Source organism: Acinetobacter ursingii DSM 16037 = CIP 107286, assembly GCF_000368825.1.
Lineage (GTDB): Bacteria > Pseudomonadota > Gammaproteobacteria > Pseudomonadales > Moraxellaceae > Acinetobacter > Acinetobacter ursingii.
This window is the reverse complement of record NZ_KB849716.1, coordinates 466,734-484,408: the sequence shown is the minus strand read 5'-3', so window position 1 is coordinate 484,408 and position 17,675 is coordinate 466,734. Positions and strand designations below refer to the sequence as shown.

Sequence of the window (17,675 nt, the reverse complement as noted above, 5' to 3'; positions counted from 1 at the left end):
CATGAAAAAAGAAACTGGGAAAATACGCTCTCACCACGGCTATGGTTTTACTTTAATTGAGCTGATGGTAACAGTTGCAATTGTCGCGATTTTTGCTGCAATTGCATTCCCAAGTTATCAAGCTTATACAAGAAAAGCTTATGCTGCACAGACTCAACAGGAAATTGAAAAACTGGCTGAGCAATTAGAACGACACAAAGCCCGTAACTTTAATTATAAAGGCTTTGATGCAAGTTTTTTGTATAAAGATGCAAGTGGTGTTTTAATTTCAAATTTTAATAACAATAAACAAGAGCTTAGTCTTCCAGTGGATGGCTCTTCTACGAAATACATACTTTCTATTGTAGATCAAACGGAGGGGAATCCTCTGTTGATTAACTCAACATCTTTGGGGCAGGGCTGGGCAATTAAGGCATTAAGCACTGATGATAAGAATGATAGTTTTTTAAAAACTAGCAACGGTATTCAATGTAAAAATAAAACCAAAGCAAATATCACTTTTTCGGGATGTGGTGTGGGGAGCGAGATATGGTAGCACATCATCAATTTTCAATAGATCGCGGGTTTACTTTAATCGAGCTCATGGTGGTGGTCGCTATAGTGGCCATCTTAGTGTCGATAGCTTATCCAAATTATCAAAAGTATGCACAACGTACTAAAAGGACAGATGCGCAGGCGGAAATGTTAAATATAGCTAAAAGCATGATGCAATATAAAAACAGCAATTCATCTTTTGCAGGAGCAACGGTTGCTAACGTATATGGCGGAACTGTCACACCTCAACAAGGGACTGCTTTATATCGTTTAACATTTAATCCTAGTCCTGCTATTGCAACAGGATGGACATTAGTCGCTACGCCAATAGAGAATACGTCGCAGGATGGTGATGGAATCATTTGTCTCAATGACCAAGGTCAAAAATATTGGACCAAAGGTGCGACTACTTGTGTTCTTTCAGCTATCTCTACGTGGGACGGTCGCTAAGATAATTTTTGGACCGTAAACTGCTAGCGCTTAAAATTGAATTAAATGGTCATTTAAAATTCGTAAAAAGTGCAGCGTGAAAAGATTATCGCCGTATTAATGAAGCATTTAAGTTTTTACTACATGAGTGCTATGATTTTCGATCGTATATACACGGCTTGGCTTTTCACAATTGATCCTAGATTAAACGTTCAATCTTTTATAGAAGCTTCTAATTATATAAAGAAAGGAGTAACAATATTACAGATTTTAAGGAATAATGAAAAAAGAGATTTTTATTGATTAGTCGTTATTAATATAAGATCAACAGGTAATCCTCATGCAAAATAATTGAATTCAAAATTAGGAAATCGCATAATCCTGTTAAAGAATTTTTTTTTTGAAAATATCTAAATATTCAGACAGCTTAAACATAAGTATTTTAAAGTAAGCTGAATCAGGAACACTTGCTCCTAACTTATGCCGTGAACTTGGCATGAGTTCCGCTATAAAGCTCAATTGGATGAGCAAAATGAGACTATTGCCAGCTTGCCATATGAAGCTTACCAATGGAAATAGGACTTGAGGCTTTCAGCAATTATAGAGGCGTTAAAAAATATAAATGAAGTCTAATTAAAGTAAGCGTCCGCTGAACCCCACTTTTTCTAACGCATGTATATGCCGATAGTGTCCACTTAAATTTTAGTGGACACCTATTTATGGATTTAAAGACAGTTACAGACAGTGCACCGACGCTAAAAAAGCCCCGCCGAACCTTCACAGCTGAATTTAAAAATAAGCTTATTCAACAATGCCAGCAGCCAGACACATCTGTGGCCAAGGTTGCAATGCAACATCAGATCAATGCCAATCTACTGCATAAATGGATTCGCCAGTCCGAATCAATGCCCCCTCCATTAAAAAGACCGCCTAGCCCACAGGCCGACTTTCTTCCTGTCATTGCTCACCCGATGCCAGTCAAACAAGAGACATCACCGCCGTCTGTACCAGAGGAGAAAGCTACTGCCTATATCAGGATTCCACTGCATGAGGAACAACATTCCGTAAGACATCAAATGATTGAAATCGAGTGGCCTGTGGAATCAACAACTGAATTGCTATGTCTGCTGCAAGGCTTGATCAAATGATTCGTATTGATGAAATATGGTTGTCTACCCAGCCCATGGATATGCGAGCAGGTACAGATACTGCACTTGCTCAAGTTCTTAAAGCCTTCGGCTGTGTCAAACCGCATTGTGCTTATCTGTTCTGTAATAAACGTGGTCATCGTATGAAAGTATTGGTACATGATGGATTGGGTATTTGGCTCTGTGCAAGGCGGCTGGAACAAGGGAAATTCCACTGGGCTAAGATTCATCAGGGTGAAACAATGAGTATCAGTGTAGAACAATTACAGGCACTGATTCAGGGTTTAGCCTGGCAGAGAATTGGACAATCTCAGGTGGTCAATATGCTCTAAACCAGATAGATCTATTTTGCCATCCTCCAAAGGATCTATTTCCTCCTTGACCTGATCTCAGGCATACTGCGGTCATGAATATATTGCCTAATTTAAGCCAACTGACCCATGAACAATTACTGGAATTTACCCAGCAGTTGGCAGTGCAGAATCGGCAACTTGTAGAAGATAAGCAGCAGCTTGAAGCATCAAAACAACAGTTAGAACAATCTAATCAACACCTAGATGCCAAAGTTCAACATCTTTCCATTCTCACGCAAAAATACGAGCATGAACTTGCTCTGTTTAAACGACATAAATTCGCTCAGAAGAATGAACACTTAACAGCTAAACAAATTAGCCTGTTAGATGAAGCAGTCGAAGAAGACATCGCAGCCGTTGATCTTGAATTGGAACGACTGAATGCGGATCAACCCAACACCCATAAAACCAAGGCAATCAAACCTAAACGTCGAGCACTGCCAGATCATCTCGCCACCATTCGTATAGAGCATGAACCCGCCTCAATAGTATGCACTTGTGGCTGTACTTTGCGTCGTATCGGTGAAGATGTCAGTGAGAAACTGACCTTTAAATCCGCACAGTTTATGAAAGAGCAGCATATCCGTGGCAAATGGGTGTGTGATCAGTGCGAAATCATCAAGCAGGAACCGATGCCTGCTTATGTGATTGATAAAGGCATTGCGAGCCCTGAACTGCTCAGCCATGTACTGGTTTGCAAATATGCGGACCATTTACCTTTATACCGTCAGAGACTGATCTACCAACGAGCTGGCGTAGACTTGGCTCGATCCACTTTAGCTGATTGGGTGGGCCGTTGCGGCGTGGAACTTGAGCCATTGGCAGAAGCTTTAAAACAGATCATATTACAACAACAGGTGATTCATGCAGATGAAACGCCTGTGACCGTGATGCAGATTGCTGAGAAGAAACCGAAGAAAGGTTATGTCTGGGCTTATGCCACCACACAGTACAATTCGATTCAAGCGATCGTGTATGACTTTCAAGCGAGTCGATCAGGTCAACATGCCGAAGATTTCCTTAAAGGCTGGCAAGGTCATCTGGTCTGTGATGATTACAGTGGTTATAAGGCACGTTTTGCCTCAGGTCAGATGATTGAAGTGGGTTGTATGGCGCATGCCCGTCGTAAATTCCATGAGCTGCATGTGACGGGTAAAAGTTTGATTGCTGAGCAAGCGTTATCAATGATTCAACAGCTTTACCGAATTGAAGCAGAATTAAGAGACATTCCAGACTGTACAGCAGAACAACGACGACAGCGAAGGCAACAGGACAGTGAGCCAATCATGCAGCAACTGTATGATTGGCTCAAACAACATCAGCTCAAAGTACCAGCAAGTTCGCCTACGGCAAAAGCGATCAATTACAGTCTAAAACGTTGGTCTGCCTTAAGCCGTTATTTGGATGATGGTCATTTGCCTATATGTAATAACTGGGTGGAAAATCAAATGCGACCATGGGCTTTGGGACGTAAGAACTGGTTATTTGCTGGCTCATTGCGAAGTGGTCAACGGGCAGCCAATATCATGACGTTAATTCAGTCCGCCAAGCTCAATGGTCTTGATCCATATGCTTATTTAACCGATGTTCTTAGAAGGTTACCAACGCATAAAATGAAAGACATTGAAGAGTTGCTGCCGCATAACTGGAAGCCTGCTTGAATTCAAGTGCGGTTCACTGGATGCTTACTAATTAAACAACTCTAAAGCAGTTAGAGTATGATTTCGTCAATTCCAAATACTACCAATAAAAAAATCCCACTTTATAGGTGGGCTTTAATCTACTGTTAAATCAGTATATCTTGGTAGGCATATCCAGACTCGAACTGGAGACCTCTACGATGTCAACGTAGCGCTCTAACCAACTGAGCTATACGCCTAAGTGTGAGCAATCATATTCAGTTTTCAGCAGGATGACAAGTTTTTTCTGCACGCTTTAATTCAGATGAACAGTCTTTAAGCAATTGCTTGAATTTTATATGGTCTTCAGGTGTAGATTGCCCAGAAAAGGTCAGTTTTTCATATGTTTTTATAATTTCATCAAAAGACTCTTGTTGTTGAACATTTTGCGCTAATCTAAACATCCAGCGTTTAAAGGTTTCACTAGTGCATCTTTTGAGAGATTGTGGTAACTTTTTCTGAAACTTTAAAATGTCACGCTCAATTCTAGACCTTTGCTTTATGTTTCTAAACCAAAGCCACACGGCAAACAGCGCAACCAAAACGATAATAGTTATTATCATGATCAGTGCATAAGTATAGATAGAAAAAATACCTAATTTCGATAAAAAACTTTTCTGACGATCGACATCATAACCTACAACTTTACTTTGCCATTGATAGCCTAAGTAATCACTCCAGACCCTTAAGTTTTTAACAAAGTTAAAATTCTGTTGCTTCCAAAAATGACCTGTTTGCTCACCCCAAATATGATCATTTTGTTGTAGGTATTGTTGCATGCCTTCATCTACACGCTGAGGTGCAATGGCAGCTGTTGGATCGACACGTTGCCAGATTCCATCGATATAAACTTCGCTCCACGCATGAGCATCCAACTGTCGAACTTCCCAACTTTGACCATCAGGTGCCATTTGCCCTCCTTGATAGCCAATGACCACTCGAGCAGGAAGACCTGCATAACGCATCAGCAATACAAAGCTTGAAGCGTAATGTTCACAAAATCCTTTTTTTGTTTCAAATAAAAATTGATCCGTTCGACTTCCACTTAAAATTCCAGGTGATAGGGTATAAACGAAGTTTTGTTGTCGATACCACTGTAAAACATTCTTGATATAAAGTTCAGGTTGCGCATGACTTTGTTGCCATAGCTGTTTAGCCAATATTTGAGTTTTGGGTTGGAGTGGAAAATTAAGCTGTTGTGCATGTTGAAGATTAGTTTCAGCATTTTGATATTTAAAATCTTTTGAACCTATCCAACTCAGATGAATAGGCTGATTGCTTTGAACCATTCGAAGTGCTTTTATGCTCCCATCTGCATAGCTTTGATATGCGGACTCGGTTGCAACGGAATGTTCCAGTGACATGATCCATGTTTGGTGAGGATCAGCTGACAAATATTGATAATCTATGGCTTTTAAGCGTTCATTATCATAATGAACAGGTATTTGATTGATCGCGTTATTTGTCCAAGTTGCACCGTCGTAGTCATCCAGTACCATCGCTCTCCAATACATATCCTGTCGTTGTGGAAGTTGCTTGAGATCACTAAGAATCCGAAAAGCCAATGCCGAAGATTGTGATAATTGAGCAATATCTCCCGGAGACATACGATCACTCATTCCTGTGACAGCTTGACCAGATGCTATAGGAACTCGCCAAAGTGGGGGGAGGCGCGGGAAGAAAATAAAAAGCACAATAAAAAAAGGAACTGCGATGGTTAAAAATTTTGTCACATGTTTTAAATCGCTTTTTATGGATATTTTTTTATTGTGTTGTGATAAAAATTTTGTGGTCTGAATCCGATATAAACCAATAAAACAAAAAATTAAGCAAAGAAGTACTGCACATGTCATTACAAAAGACTGACTATGTAAAAATAAACTCGCGCTAACAAACAATCCAAAGTTAAAGGAAATTAATGAATCTCTAATATTTTTACTTTCCAAACACTTTGCAAATAAACAAGTACTAAGTAACGCGATGCCAGCTTCTACACCCCAAAAACTTTTAAATTTTATATAAATCGCAGCAAGACAGCATAAGACAAATGCAGCAGTAATCCATTTTGAAACGGGTACAATTTTACCTTGTGAATAACGCCAAATCATGGTGACAAGCATAACACCCCATACACTGAGCAAAGTGAAGGGCATATAAACCAATTGCGCGGTAAAAATCAGTACCAATAATGGGATCAGACAAAAATAAACAACAGAGGTCATGAGGTCAGCTTTTGAAATATAGAATGAAACAGCATCTTTAATGATCTCTTGTACTGTGTTTTTACTATACCATTTCAAATTTATATTTAAACAATAAGATCAATGATGCTGGCACGCTCTTTTAATCCATCGCTTTGCAATCGCATCGTCTTATGTCAAAAGTCGTTATCAATCCATCATCCTTTTAAAATTTCAGAGATGAAAAAAAGACCTCTCATTTATGAAAGGTCTTCATCCATTAGATTAAATGGTTAAGCTTCGATCGCTTGAACTGCAATCTTTTTGGCAGGATCCACTTTACGACGAACTGCTGGTACAGGTTCACCATGATATTGACGATCTGCAAAGTAACTTGAACGTACCATGGGTGCCGACCAGATATTTCTAAAGCCGAGTTTGCGGCCATGCTCTGCATAGCGTTCAAATTCTTCAGGACTCACAAAACGGTCAATTGGCGCATGTTGTTTAGAAGGCTGTAAATATTGACCAATGGTGACATAGTCAACATCATGTTCGCGTAGATCATTCAATAAAGAAATCACTTCTTCTTCAGTTTCACCAATACCTACCATCAAGCCACATTTAGTTGGAATGTCAGGACAATATTCCTTAAACATTTTGAGCAGGTTTAAAGAATGCTGATAATCTGAACCAGGACGCATGGCTTTATAAAGACGTGGTACCGTTTCAATATTATGATTAAACACATCTGGCGGGCATTCGGTCATGATGCGCAGGGCGATATCTAGTCTTCCACGAAAGTCTGGAACCAGAATTTCTAATAAGGTATTTGGACTTAAAGCACGTGCTTCTTTAATGCAATCCACAAAATGTTGCGCACCGCCGTCACGTAAATCATCACGATCCACCGAGGTAATCACCGCATATTTTAGTTTTAAGTTCGCAATCGTTTCCGCCATGTGACGTGGTTCGTCTACATCCAATGCATTCGGACGACCATGTGCTACATCACAAAATGGACAGCGACGAGTACAAATATCGCCCATAATCATAAAAGTGGCAGTACCACCACCAAAGCATTCTGGTAGATTTGGACAAGCAGCTTCTTCACAAACGGTATGTAATTTTTGCGAACGAAGCGTGGTTTTGATACGTTGCACCTCTTCAGGCGCGGTCATTTTTACGCGGATCCAGTCAGGCTTACGCGGGACTTCAACCGTAGGGACAACTTTTACAGGAATTCGGGCAACTTTTTCTGCGCCACGTAGCTTTACACCCTGTTCTGGTTTACGGTTTTCAGACATAGTCAACTGTTCCACTGTGATTCGAGAGGATTTCATTTGACTATTATAACGGACTTAGCCGTAAATTGGGCAAATTCACTATTCATTTAAAAAATGTCGTTATGCAAAGATATTGGCTTGAGAAATACATTATTGCACAGCATATTAGCTATAGTTTGTTATAAAATAGCAGCATAATTAGATTGCACAGGAGCTTTAAATGCCACGTAAGAAAGAGGTCATTAGTGGGAATTTCGTTAGATATGATGCGGTAGTTCTCGGTTCAGGACCTGCGGGCGAAGGCGCGGCAATGAAGCTTGCAAAAGCGGGTAAGCGAGTTGCAATTGTGGATATTCGAGAGCAACTGGGTGGCAACTGTACTCATGTTGGTACGATTCCAAGTAAAGCACTTCGTCAAACTGTTTCTAGTATTATTCGTTATCAACGTGATCCAATGTTTCAAAAAGTCGGTGAATGGAAAAAGTTCACTATGAAACAGGTATTAAGTAATGCACATCGTGTGATCCAACAACAAGTTGCGACGCATACACGATTCTATGATCGCAATAATATCGATGTGTTTCATGGGCGCGCGTATATTCAGGATAAAAATACAGTCATCGTTTTCAATCCTGAAGGGGTCAAGGAAACGATCGTATTTGATCAATTAGTCATCGCAACAGGTAGCCGTCCATACCAGCCACAAGGTTTAGATTTTAAACATCCACGTGTGTTTGATTCGGATAAAATTCTGGATCTGGATTTCACTATTCAAAAAATCATTATTTATGGTGCGGGGGTGATTGGCTGTGAATACGCTTCTATTTTTATTGGTTTAAATCACAAAGTCGATTTGATTAATACGCAACAAAAACTACTGAGTTATCTGGATGATGAAATTGCAGATGCCTTGTCTTATCACTTGCGTGAACAAGGTGTATTAATTCGCCATAATGAACAAATTGATCATTTGGAAACTCATGATGATTATGTGGTTCTGCATTTACAAAGTGGCAAGAAAATCAAAGCTGATGCAATTCTCTGGTGTAATGGGCGTTCAGGCAACACAGATGGTTTGGGGCTTGAAAACGTGGGTGTGACTCCGAACAGTCGCGGTCAGCTCGCAGTCAATGAAAAATATCAGACTGAAGCTGAAAATATTTATGCAGCGGGTGATGTGGTCGGCTGGCCTTCGCTAGCTTCTGCGGCGTATGACCAGGGTCGCTGTGCGGGTGCCAATATGAGTGGCGAGGAAAATGTAAAACCTGTAACCGATATTCCGACGGGGATTTACACCATTCCAGAAATTTCATGTTTTGGTAAAACTGAGCAACAGTTGACTGAAGAAAAAATTCCTTATGAAGTTGGTCAGTCATCGTTCCGTCATTTGGCACGTGCGCAAATCACGGGTGATACGGTGGGCGAGCTTAAAATTTTATTCCATCGCGATACTTTGGAAATTTTGGGTATTCACTGTTTTGGCAATAATGCTTCTGAAATTATTCACATTGGGCAGGCAGTCATGCAAAGTCCAAATAATTCGATGAAGTATTTTATGGAAACTACATTTAACTATCCAACGATGGCAGAAGCATATCGTGTGGCTGCGTTGAATGGTTTAAATCGTCTGTTCTAAGATCGAATATTTAGAAAATATTGGTCTGGATAAAATTAAGCCCGTCATTTGACGGGCTTTTTTGCGATGACCTCTGATTATTTTTGTTTTGTTTTTCTTTTTATTAAAACAGACAAATTTGATCGTTTTATGACAATTTAGATTTTTTATTAAAAGGGGCGACTGCCTGCCAAGCTAATTCTTTTCAATAAGCGTCTTTGATCGGCTGGGAACGGCTCTCTAGCATGCAACGTCACTTGATTGTCCCAAAAGACAATATCTCCAGTTTCCCACTGATGTTGATAGCGAAACTCAGGTTTTTCCAGATGCTGGCGTAATTCTGCAATTAATTTTGCACCTGCCTGATCATCATAATTGACCAATTCAACTTCACTTTTACTATTGAGCCATAGTGCTTTACGTCCAGTCTCTGGATGGGTGCGTACCAATGGGTGAGGATACGCATGTCCTAAAATGGGTTGATCCTTGAAACGATACAAAGGACTATTGCTATAATTGCCTGAGCCTTTATTGCTTTGCGCACGAACAAAAGGATTATAAGTAATCAGTTGTAATTGATCGACATGAGCTTGGGTTGCTTTATCCAAAGCATCATAAGCAGCAATGGTATTGAACCATGAAGTTTTTCCACCATCTTGAGGTAGTTCAATTGCATACAGTAAAGAGCCAAACGAGGGAAGTGGTGTCCACTGATGATCGGCATGTGGGGCAAGTTCACCGTGACCAGTATAATCACCCTGACCAACCGCATTGGAAACTGGAACAACATCGGGTGGGACACCTGTTTCTAAGTCATAGCCTAGCACTGGGTTATCTTTACTTGGGCGGAAAATTGAACCGAAATAACTTGCAAAAGCCAAAAATTGTAAATCATCTAAACGTTGATTTTTAAAAATAAGAATTAAATGTTCGGCCAATGCACGTTTGAGTTTAAAAATAGTTTCACCAGATTGAGCCTTGCTTGCATCAAGCCCTGTTACTACTGCGCCCAACGCTTGGTCTTTCTGAGCCACAATTTGGATTTCATCTGTATGCTGAAAATATTCTGGCTGATGCCAACGTGGTGCATCATGAATGGCTTGTGAGAGTTGCGTTAGGCTGCTCATCTAATATCGCTCTAATTATTTGGGAATTATCCAAGCATAGAAAAGACCTGCAACATATTGAAATGAGAAAAAATGCAAAGCTTATGATGGATTATTTTTTTGATCTATCCATTTGTTTTATATATTTTTAAGTGTTTGTGATAAACAAATATCCGATTTTAATGAGGACAAAATGCCTGATTGAAATAATGAAAAAGTTCAGGTGTTTTTGACCACATATAAATTGCCATCACCAGAGCAGCCAGTACAAAGAAAGCGACCAGATATTTAAGTGAATTTAGACTAATCATCAACCACACTCTCCTTAGTGACAAAAAAGTGTACGCATACACCCACTATACTCAATGCAATTGAAATCATCCAGATTGCATTGTAGTTTCCTGTCATATCGTGATTGAGTCCGCCCAGATAGCCACCAAAAAATGAACCGACCTGATGAGTGAAAAATACAATACCACTCAGCATAGATAAGTATTGAACACCAAACATATTGGCAACAATACTGTTGGTTAAGGGTACGGTGGATAACCAGAGTAGCCCCATTACAATACCAAAAGCATAAACGGTGATATTAGAAAGCGGAATTAACAGAAAGGCGATAATCGCGATGCCGCGTAAGCCATACAGAAGCATTAATAATTTAGGTTTTGAATAACGATCGCCAAGCCAGCCAGCGCCATACGTTCCAAAAATATTAAAAAGTCCAACCAAAGCTAAAAAGATAGTTCCTGTTGTGGCATCGAACCCATGATCAATCAAATAACCCGGTAAATGTACACCTAAAAATACGACTTGAAAGCCACAGACTAAAAATCCTAACGCTAACCACCAAAAGGGTCTATGGTTTTTGGCAAGCGTTAAAATTCCTTTAAAGGTTTTATTCGGTTGAACAGTATTAAAGCTAGGCGCTCGATAAGCAGGGGCATTAAGTGTCAATGCGAGCGGTATAATCAATGCAATTAGAATGGCGCTAATAATTAAAGTTGCCGACCAGCCAAAATGTTGTAATAACAATAGGGTGGTTGGGAGCATAATGAATTGACCGAAAGAGCCTGCGGCACTGGCAATTCCCATCGCCATACTGCGTTTTTCTGGAGCGGCTGCTCGTCCAACGGCAGAAAGTAAAACAGAAAAAGAGGTTGCGGAAAGTGCCATTCCTAAAATCAGGCCTAAGCTGAGATTGAGTAATAATCCAGTCGAACTAAAAGCCATTAATAATAAGCCAAGCGTATAAAGAACCCCGCCACAAGCAACGACTTTCTTGCTACCGTATTTGTCTGCCAAAGCACCAGTAAAAGGTTGTACTGCACCCCAAATTAAATTTTGCATGGCGATGGCAAGACTAAAGACTTGGTGACTCCAGCCGAACTGGTGACTCATGGGAACTAAATACAAGCCAAAAGAATGTCGTACACCTAATGACAATGCCAAAATACATGCACTTCCAATGAGCATATAAATCATGGTCTTAGAAAATGTAGTATTTGGATTGGACATATTTATCGACGAAGAAATAATAGTTTGGCGCTATTGTAGATCACGAATCTATAAAATTCGATACAGCCTCTCTATTATTTGAAAGTTACACTAATAAAAAAGCAGCCGAAGCTGCTTTAATCGTAAAAATAGATTAAAAACGATAACCGACACCAACATAAGTAATGATGGGGTCAATATCGATTTTGGTTTTCGCATTGATCAACTCTTTACCTGTATTATTGTCAGTGACGCTAATTTTGGCTTCATTATTCATTTTTGAATAAGACACTGAACCCGCAGCAAACCAATTTTCATTAAAATCATAGGTTGCTCCTAAAGTTGCAATTGGTGCAAAAGTATCGGTAGTTTTGACCTTTACTCGTGGATCAGCAGAGGATGTCTTACCATCTAATGCTGCACCAGCTTGTCCATCGTGAATATTTTGAATCATGTGACCTGCGGCAACCAGATCTGATTCAATCCCTGAGTTCAGTTTTACATCATTAAAATAGGCATACATCACCCCAACACCTACATAGGGACGGAATTTATTTACACCTGATTTACCAAATTGGTAATGTAATTCTGCGGCAGGTAGCCAGGCGCGTACTGAGGCTGCCTTAGCACCCTGAGTTAAATCAGTGATGTGAATATCTTTTTTAAGATCTATTGAACCCAATGGAGTATCTGCTGATCCTGACAAGGGTGCATAAATATCGCCTTTACCTTTGATATCCACTTTGGGTGGAATACCTGCTTTAACCTCAAGAGAGACATGATCGGTAAAATGGTAATTCAACATCATGCCGACAGTATCAACATCATCTGCTTCGAGACCAGTTCCATCCGCCTGCCAATTAGACAATCCATTAATAGTTGATGTTCCAGATAAACCGCTCGGTAAAGTTTCTAAAGGCAGAAGTTGCAGAGCACCATAAAGTAGAGGATTTGAATCTTTTACCGCAGCATCAAGTACAGCATCTTTTGAAACCTCTCCGACTTTGGCGGTAGTTCCTTCAGCAATACTGGTATTCACATTGACATTGTTGGCTTTTCCTTGTGGCATGGCATGTAACCAACCAATTGAGGCGGAAAAACGCTTAAAGCCATCGCCATCCTTAAAACTAAAATAAGGTGAGTCGGCATAAGATAAAGTGGGTAGTACAATAAGACTCGTCGCTATTCCTAGCAAAGACTTTTTCATGAGGGGACTCCATGTCCAATTTACGTTTGTAGATAATTTTTATGCGCCCACCATAACGCTTTTTTATTTTTTACAATGTTCAAAAAAAATTAATAAATGTAATGAAAATGAAATACTGGGTATGTTTTTTGAAAATATGCATAATAAATACTGTAAAAATACACAAAAAAGGCCACAAAAATGTAGCCTTTATGAAGAAAAGATGAGGATTCAACTATTTTTGAAAACGTGATAAGTCTTCTTCTGGACGTGCAGTTAAAACTTCAAGACCAGTTTCAGTCACCAAAATGGTATGTTCGTATTGTGCAGATAATTTATGATCTTTAGTGACCACCGTCCATTTATCGCCTAAAAGTTTCGTCTGCCAGACACCCGCATTGACCATAGGCTCAATGGTAAATGTCATACCTGCTTCAAGTTGCATCCCCGTACCTTTTTGACCATAGTGCAAGACTTGTGGTTCATCATGGAAGACAGTCCCAATACCATGTCCACAATATTCACGTACGACGCTAAAACGTTCAGATTCCACATATTTTTGAATCGCATAGCCAATATCACCAATATAAGAACCTGCTTTTACAGTCTCCATACCGCGATACATAGCTTCCTGAGCCACTTTACATAAGCGATTTGCCAGAATAGAAGTTTCACCACCGACCACATACATCATGTTGGTATCACCGTGATAACCATCTTTAATCACCGTGACATCAATATTTAAAATATCGCCATGTTTTAACACTTTGTTTTCAGAAGGAATGCCGTGACAAACCACATGGTTGACCGAGGTGCAAATAACATGCTGAAACGCTGGTCGACCAGGCGCTGCTCCATAACCCAAACATGCTGGAATGGCCTGTTGAATATTGACGATATAATCATGACAAATGGTGTCGAGTTCAAGCGTGGTTACACCCGGGACAATATGCGGCTTAATCATGTCCAACACTTCAGCCGCCAGTTTGCCTGCGATGCGCATTTTTTCAATTTCATCAGGAGTTTTAATTAATCGGCGAGGGGCTGTATAAGTACTATTCATGATCTCTAAAAACTTTTGGTAATTTGTAGGTGTCTATGGTATAAATAGCCGCCCATTTTATCAAATGCTTTTCGTGAATATCCTTTACGAACAAATTTGATGGACTGGAAAAATCCGCACATATGTCGTCACGTTACTCTGGGTGCCTTTTATAAAGGTGGAGAATGCTGGACATATGGAGGCCTAACCCAACTTTAAGGTAAAGAAAAATGGCAGAATACAACGTAAGCATGCGTGACCTTCTTCAAGCAGGCGCGCACTTTGGTCACCAAACTCGTTTCTGGAACCCAAAAATGCGTCAATACATTTTTGGCGCGCGTAACAAAATTCACATCATCAACCTTGAGCATACTGTTCCTGCGTTAAATGATGCTTTGAACTTCGCTAACCAGTTAGCAAGCAAAAAGAACAAAGTTTTGTTCGTTGGTACAAAACGTGCTGCTTCAAACATCATCCGTGAACAAGCTCAACGCGCTGGTCAACCCTATGTAGATCACCGTTGGTTAGGTGGTATGTTGACGAACTGGAAAACACTTCGCCAATCTATCAATCGTTTAAAAGACCTTCAAACTCAATCTCAAGACGGTACTTTCGCTAAGCTGACTAAGCGTGAAGCGTTAGAGCGTACTCGTGAGATGGATAAACTTGAGCGTTCTTTAGGCGGTGTTAAGAACATGGGTGGTTTACCTGACGCATTATTTGTAATTGACGTTGATCACGAAGCAATTGCAATTAAAGAAGCTAAAAACTTAGGTATTCCTGTTATCGGTATCGTTGATACGAACTCAAACCCAGACAATGTTGATTACATCATTCCTGGTAATGACGATGCGATCCGTGCAGTAACTTTGTATGCTTCAGCAATGGCTGATGCAATTCTTGCTGGTAAAGAATACGCTCAAACTCAAGCGAATGCACAAGCAAAAGGCGAAGAAGCGAAAGAAGCTCCTGAGGCTTAATGCGTTTTGACGCAAGCTTGTCATTTTTGCGACATGTAATGGTGGCAAATTAAAGCGTCGAAAAGCAAACGGCCCAGGTTTTACTTAGGGCCGTTTTTGTTGAACAGATTTATTTTCTACCGATTTAGGAGAACAACATGACTGCAATTACTGCAAGCATGGTAAAAGAATTACGTGACCGTACTGGTCTTGCAATGATGGAATGCAAAAAAGCATTAACAGAAGCGAACGGTGACATTGAGCTTGCGATTGATAACCTTCGTAAATCTGGTCAGGCAAAAGCTGCTAAAAAAGCGGGTAACATTGCAGCTGATGGCGCGATCACAATCGTTCAAGACGGTAACAAAGCAGTATTGCTTGAAGTAAACTGTCAAACTGACTTCGTTGCAAAAGACGAAAACTTCGCAAATTTCTCTAATGCCGTTGCTCAAGCAGTTTTGGCTTCAGGTGAAATTGATCCTGCTAAAATTGCAGAATTAAAATTAGCTGATGGCCAAACTGTTGAAGAAGCTCGTATTGCGCTTGTTCAAAAAATTGGTGAAAACATTCAAGTTCGCCGTGCCAAAATCGTCACTGGTGATGCACTTGCAGTTTACAAACACGGTCTTCGTATTGGTGTTGTAGTATCTTATGCAGGTGATGCTGAAACTGGTAAAGGTATTGCAATGCACGTTGCTGCGTTCAATCCAGTTGCAGTAAATGCTGAAGCAGTTTCTGCTGACCTTATCGCGAAAGAGAAAGAAATTGCTGAAGCAAAAGCAATTGAATCTGGTAAGCCTGCAAATATCGTTGAAAAAATGGTATCTGGTTCAGTTGAAAAATATTTGAACGAAGTTGCACTTGATCGTCAAATGTATGTTATCGACAATGACAAGAAAGTTGCTGATGTATTAAAAGCAACTGGTACGAATGTTGTTGAGTTTGTACGTTTCGAAGTGGGTGAAGGGATTGAGAAAAAAGCAGAAATGAGCTTCGCTGAAGAAGTTGCTGCTGCTCAAGCCGCTGCAAAATAATTTTATTTTGCCAAGAAAAGCCCCGTTTGGGGCTTTTTTTATATTTAGATGATGCATAACAAGTAGATGAGAACAACAATGAGCAAGAAACAAAACTATTTAATGATCGCTATCATTGCGTTTATAGCGGGTTATTATGCGTATTCCGTTATAAAGCCAAATTCACGATTAAATAATGACACTACCCACCATGAACTGCAAAATCAAGTGGTGCTGGGTCAGAATCAAGATAACCAAACTCAAGCACAACAAGGTTTGCAAGCTATTTCAGATGCCTTTACACAGCATCGAAGTCATATTCAGGTGCAGACTAGCGGTAAAGTTAAAGCAGTTCTGGCTGATGATCATGAGGGTTCTCGTCATCAAAAATTTATACTGAGTTTATCGAATGGTTTAACGGTTTTAGTTGCGCATAATATTGACCTTGCGCCTCGCATTGAGCATTTAAAAAAAGGCGATACGGTTGAGTTTAATGGTGAATATGAATACAACCCAAAGGGTGGAGTCATTCACTGGACGCATCGTGATCCTCGTGGTACCCATGAAAATGGTTGGTTAAAGCATAATGGACAAACTTATCAATAAGTGTTTAATGTTTGGGAATAGTAAAATATCGAGTAAATCAAATCGCAGTGATTTGTGATTTACAGCAATTTTATTCTAGACAGTTTGTCTGTACATGCTAAGGTTGCCTGTAGAGCAGAATGAGGCAGAATATGCAGCAAGAACAAGCCAACTATTTACATGTTAGTGAATTAGGTGGCTTAGAATTACTAAAAGCACATTATCACCAGACACAATTTTCCAAACATGTGCATGAAGGCTATTGTATTGGCGTAATTGAAGATGGCGCACAGTCTTTTTTTAGGACGGGTGAGCTGCATATCGCGCCTAAAGGCGATATTATTTTAGTCAATGCCGATGAAATTCATACAGGCTCATCCGCTGTGGAGTCGGGTTGGCGTTATCGTGCGATTTATCCAACCCCTGAAATGTTGAGTGAAATTGGCAGAGATGTTTTTGTAGATCGGCACGGAGCGCCGTGGTTTCCGCAAGCTGTAGTACGCGATGAAGGGCTGGCCCAGCAATTGTGTTTGCTTTTTGATTTGCTTGAGCAAAAAGAGAATGTTTTACTGAAAGAAAGCATGTATTTGTCTACTTTAACTTACCTTATGTCGCGTCATGGACAATATCAGCGTAACTTGGTCAATGTACCAGAAGCTCAGAGAAAAATATTAATGATTAAGGAGTTATTGGCGAGTGCTCCTGAAAATCATTATAGTTTAACTGAATTGGCGAATTTGGCAGGTCTGAGCGCGTGGCATTTCTTACGTCAATTTAAAAAATACGTAGGATTGCCACCACATGGTTGGTTGGTACAAGTACGATTGCATAAAGCAAGACAAATGCTTAAAAAGGAACATTCGATTGCGACTGTTGCAACGCTATGTGGCTTTTCTGACCAAAGTCATTTCAATCGACATTTTAAAAAGGCGATGGGTGTAACTCCTGCTCAATATATCGCCAATCTAAGATATTCAAACTCAGCTCATCTCACTGAATAGCAATTTTATACAAGGCAACAACTTTAAAATCGTCCATAATTTGTATTTATTTACCTTCAAAT

The 17,675-nt window shown here is 40.0% G+C and carries 17 protein-coding genes, 1 tRNA gene and 1 pseudogene; 11 read left to right on the top strand and 8 right to left on the bottom strand.

The genetic code is table 11. The annotated features are described in order from the left end of the window. Window position 1: 1 nt before the first annotated feature. The 6 genes and pseudogenes from F944_RS06985 to tnpC all read left to right on the top strand — a co-directional run bounded on the left by F944_RS06985 (window position 2) and on the right by tnpC (window position 4,125). On the top strand, window positions 2–535 hold the full coding sequence (locus F944_RS06985; RefSeq protein ID WP_004988651.1) for a prepilin-type N-terminal cleavage/methylation domain-containing protein: 534 nt from the start codon (window positions 2–4) through the stop codon (window positions 533–535). Beyond that, window positions 529–984, top strand: a complete 456-nt coding sequence (locus tag F944_RS06980; RefSeq protein ID WP_004988647.1) for a type IV pilin protein — start codon at window positions 529–531, stop codon at window positions 982–984. The genes F944_RS06985 and F944_RS06980 overlap by 7 nt, the downstream gene beginning before the upstream one ends. A gap of 379 nt (window positions 985–1,363) precedes the next feature. Then, window positions 1,364–1,495, top strand: a pseudogene (locus tag F944_RS17460) (IS3 family transposase); the annotation flags it as partial. 187 nt (window positions 1,496–1,682) lie between these two features. Beyond that, window positions 1,683–2,111, top strand: coding sequence for an IS66-like element accessory protein TnpA (tnpA, locus tag F944_RS06975; RefSeq protein WP_004985693.1), 429 nt, complete (start codon window positions 1,683–1,685; stop codon window positions 2,109–2,111). Further along, window positions 2,108–2,443, top strand: a complete 336-nt coding sequence (gene tnpB / locus F944_RS06970) for an IS66 family insertion sequence element accessory protein TnpB (RefSeq protein ID WP_004988643.1) — start codon at window positions 2,108–2,110, stop codon at window positions 2,441–2,443. Before tnpA ends, tnpB begins: the two co-directional genes overlap by 4 nt. Before the next feature lie 74 nt (window positions 2,444–2,517). Continuing rightward, the gene (gene tnpC, locus F944_RS06965) at window positions 2,518–4,125 is read left to right on the top strand and encodes an IS66 family transposase (protein ID WP_004985690.1); all 1,608 of its coding nucleotides are present in this window, start codon (window positions 2,518–2,520) and stop codon (window positions 4,123–4,125) included. Between the two features lie 141 nt (window positions 4,126–4,266). Here the strand turns inward: tnpC and F944_RS06960 are convergent. From F944_RS06960 to lipA, 3 genes are all read right to left on the bottom strand, one after another. Beyond that, window positions 4,267–4,343 (bottom strand) — tRNA-Val (locus tag F944_RS06960). Window positions 4,344–4,361: 18 nt separating this feature from the next. Then, window positions 4,362–6,365, bottom strand: a complete 2,004-nt coding sequence (locus F944_RS06955; protein ID WP_004988639.1) for a transglutaminase TgpA family protein — start codon at window positions 6,363–6,365, stop codon at window positions 4,362–4,364. A 251-nt stretch (window positions 6,366–6,616) separates the two neighbouring features. Next, window positions 6,617–7,630 (bottom strand): lipoyl synthase, encoded by a 1,014-nt coding sequence (gene lipA / locus F944_RS06950; protein WP_004988637.1) that lies wholly within the window; start codon window positions 7,628–7,630, stop codon window positions 6,617–6,619. A gap of 199 nt (window positions 7,631–7,829) precedes the next feature. Here lipA and sthA point away from each other — a divergent pair, with 199 nt between their 5' ends. After that, window positions 7,830–9,245: a Si-specific NAD(P)(+) transhydrogenase gene (gene sthA / locus F944_RS06945; protein WP_004988636.1), complete on the top strand. Its 1,416-nt coding sequence runs from the start codon at window positions 7,830–7,832 to the stop codon at window positions 9,243–9,245. 149 nt (window positions 9,246–9,394) lie between these two features. Here sthA and F944_RS06940 read toward each other — a convergent pair whose 3' ends face one another. The 5 genes from F944_RS06940 to map form a co-directional block, all read right to left on the bottom strand. Beyond that, window positions 9,395–10,351: a TauD/TfdA dioxygenase family protein gene (locus tag F944_RS06940; RefSeq protein WP_004988635.1), complete on the bottom strand. Its 957-nt coding sequence runs from the start codon at window positions 10,349–10,351 to the stop codon at window positions 9,395–9,397. A 158-nt stretch (window positions 10,352–10,509) separates the two neighbouring features. After that, window positions 10,510–10,641: a hypothetical protein gene (locus F944_RS17385; protein WP_004988634.1), complete on the bottom strand. Its 132-nt coding sequence runs from the start codon at window positions 10,639–10,641 to the stop codon at window positions 10,510–10,512. Beyond that, a complete protein-coding gene (locus F944_RS06930) occupies window positions 10,634–11,848 on the bottom strand; it encodes an MFS transporter (RefSeq protein ID WP_004988632.1) in 1,215 nt (404 codons plus the stop codon). The genes F944_RS17385 and F944_RS06930 overlap by 8 nt, the downstream gene beginning before the upstream one ends. Window positions 11,849–11,981: 133 nt before the next feature. After that, window positions 11,982–13,034 carry an OmpW/AlkL family protein gene (locus F944_RS06925; RefSeq protein WP_004988629.1) on the bottom strand — a complete coding sequence of 351 codons (1,053 nt, stop codon included), beginning with the start codon at window positions 13,032–13,034 and terminating at the stop codon, window positions 11,982–11,984. A gap of 214 nt (window positions 13,035–13,248) precedes the next feature. Further along, entirely contained in the window at window positions 13,249–14,076 is an 828-nt protein-coding gene (map, locus tag F944_RS06915) for a type I methionyl aminopeptidase (protein ID WP_004988627.1), read from the bottom strand. A gap of 209 nt (window positions 14,077–14,285) precedes the next feature. On the opposite strand from map, the gene rpsB reads away from it, so the two are divergent. From rpsB to F944_RS06895, 4 genes are all read left to right on the top strand, one after another. Beyond that, window positions 14,286–15,035: a 30S ribosomal protein S2 gene (gene rpsB, locus F944_RS06910; protein WP_004988625.1), complete on the top strand. Its 750-nt coding sequence runs from the start codon at window positions 14,286–14,288 to the stop codon at window positions 15,033–15,035. Between the two features lie 137 nt (window positions 15,036–15,172). Beyond that, complete coding sequence (gene tsf / locus F944_RS06905) at window positions 15,173–16,048, top strand: translation elongation factor Ts (RefSeq protein WP_004988623.1); 876 nt, start codon at window positions 15,173–15,175, stop codon at window positions 16,046–16,048. A gap of 78 nt (window positions 16,049–16,126) precedes the next feature. Further along, a complete protein-coding gene (locus tag F944_RS06900) occupies window positions 16,127–16,633 on the top strand; it encodes a DUF3465 domain-containing protein (protein ID WP_004988620.1) in 507 nt (168 codons plus the stop codon). A gap of 131 nt (window positions 16,634–16,764) precedes the next feature. Continuing rightward, on the top strand, window positions 16,765–17,613 hold the full coding sequence (locus tag F944_RS06895; protein WP_004988618.1) for an AraC family transcriptional regulator: 849 nt from the start codon (window positions 16,765–16,767) through the stop codon (window positions 17,611–17,613). The last annotated feature ends 62 nt before the right edge of the window (window positions 17,614–17,675 follow it).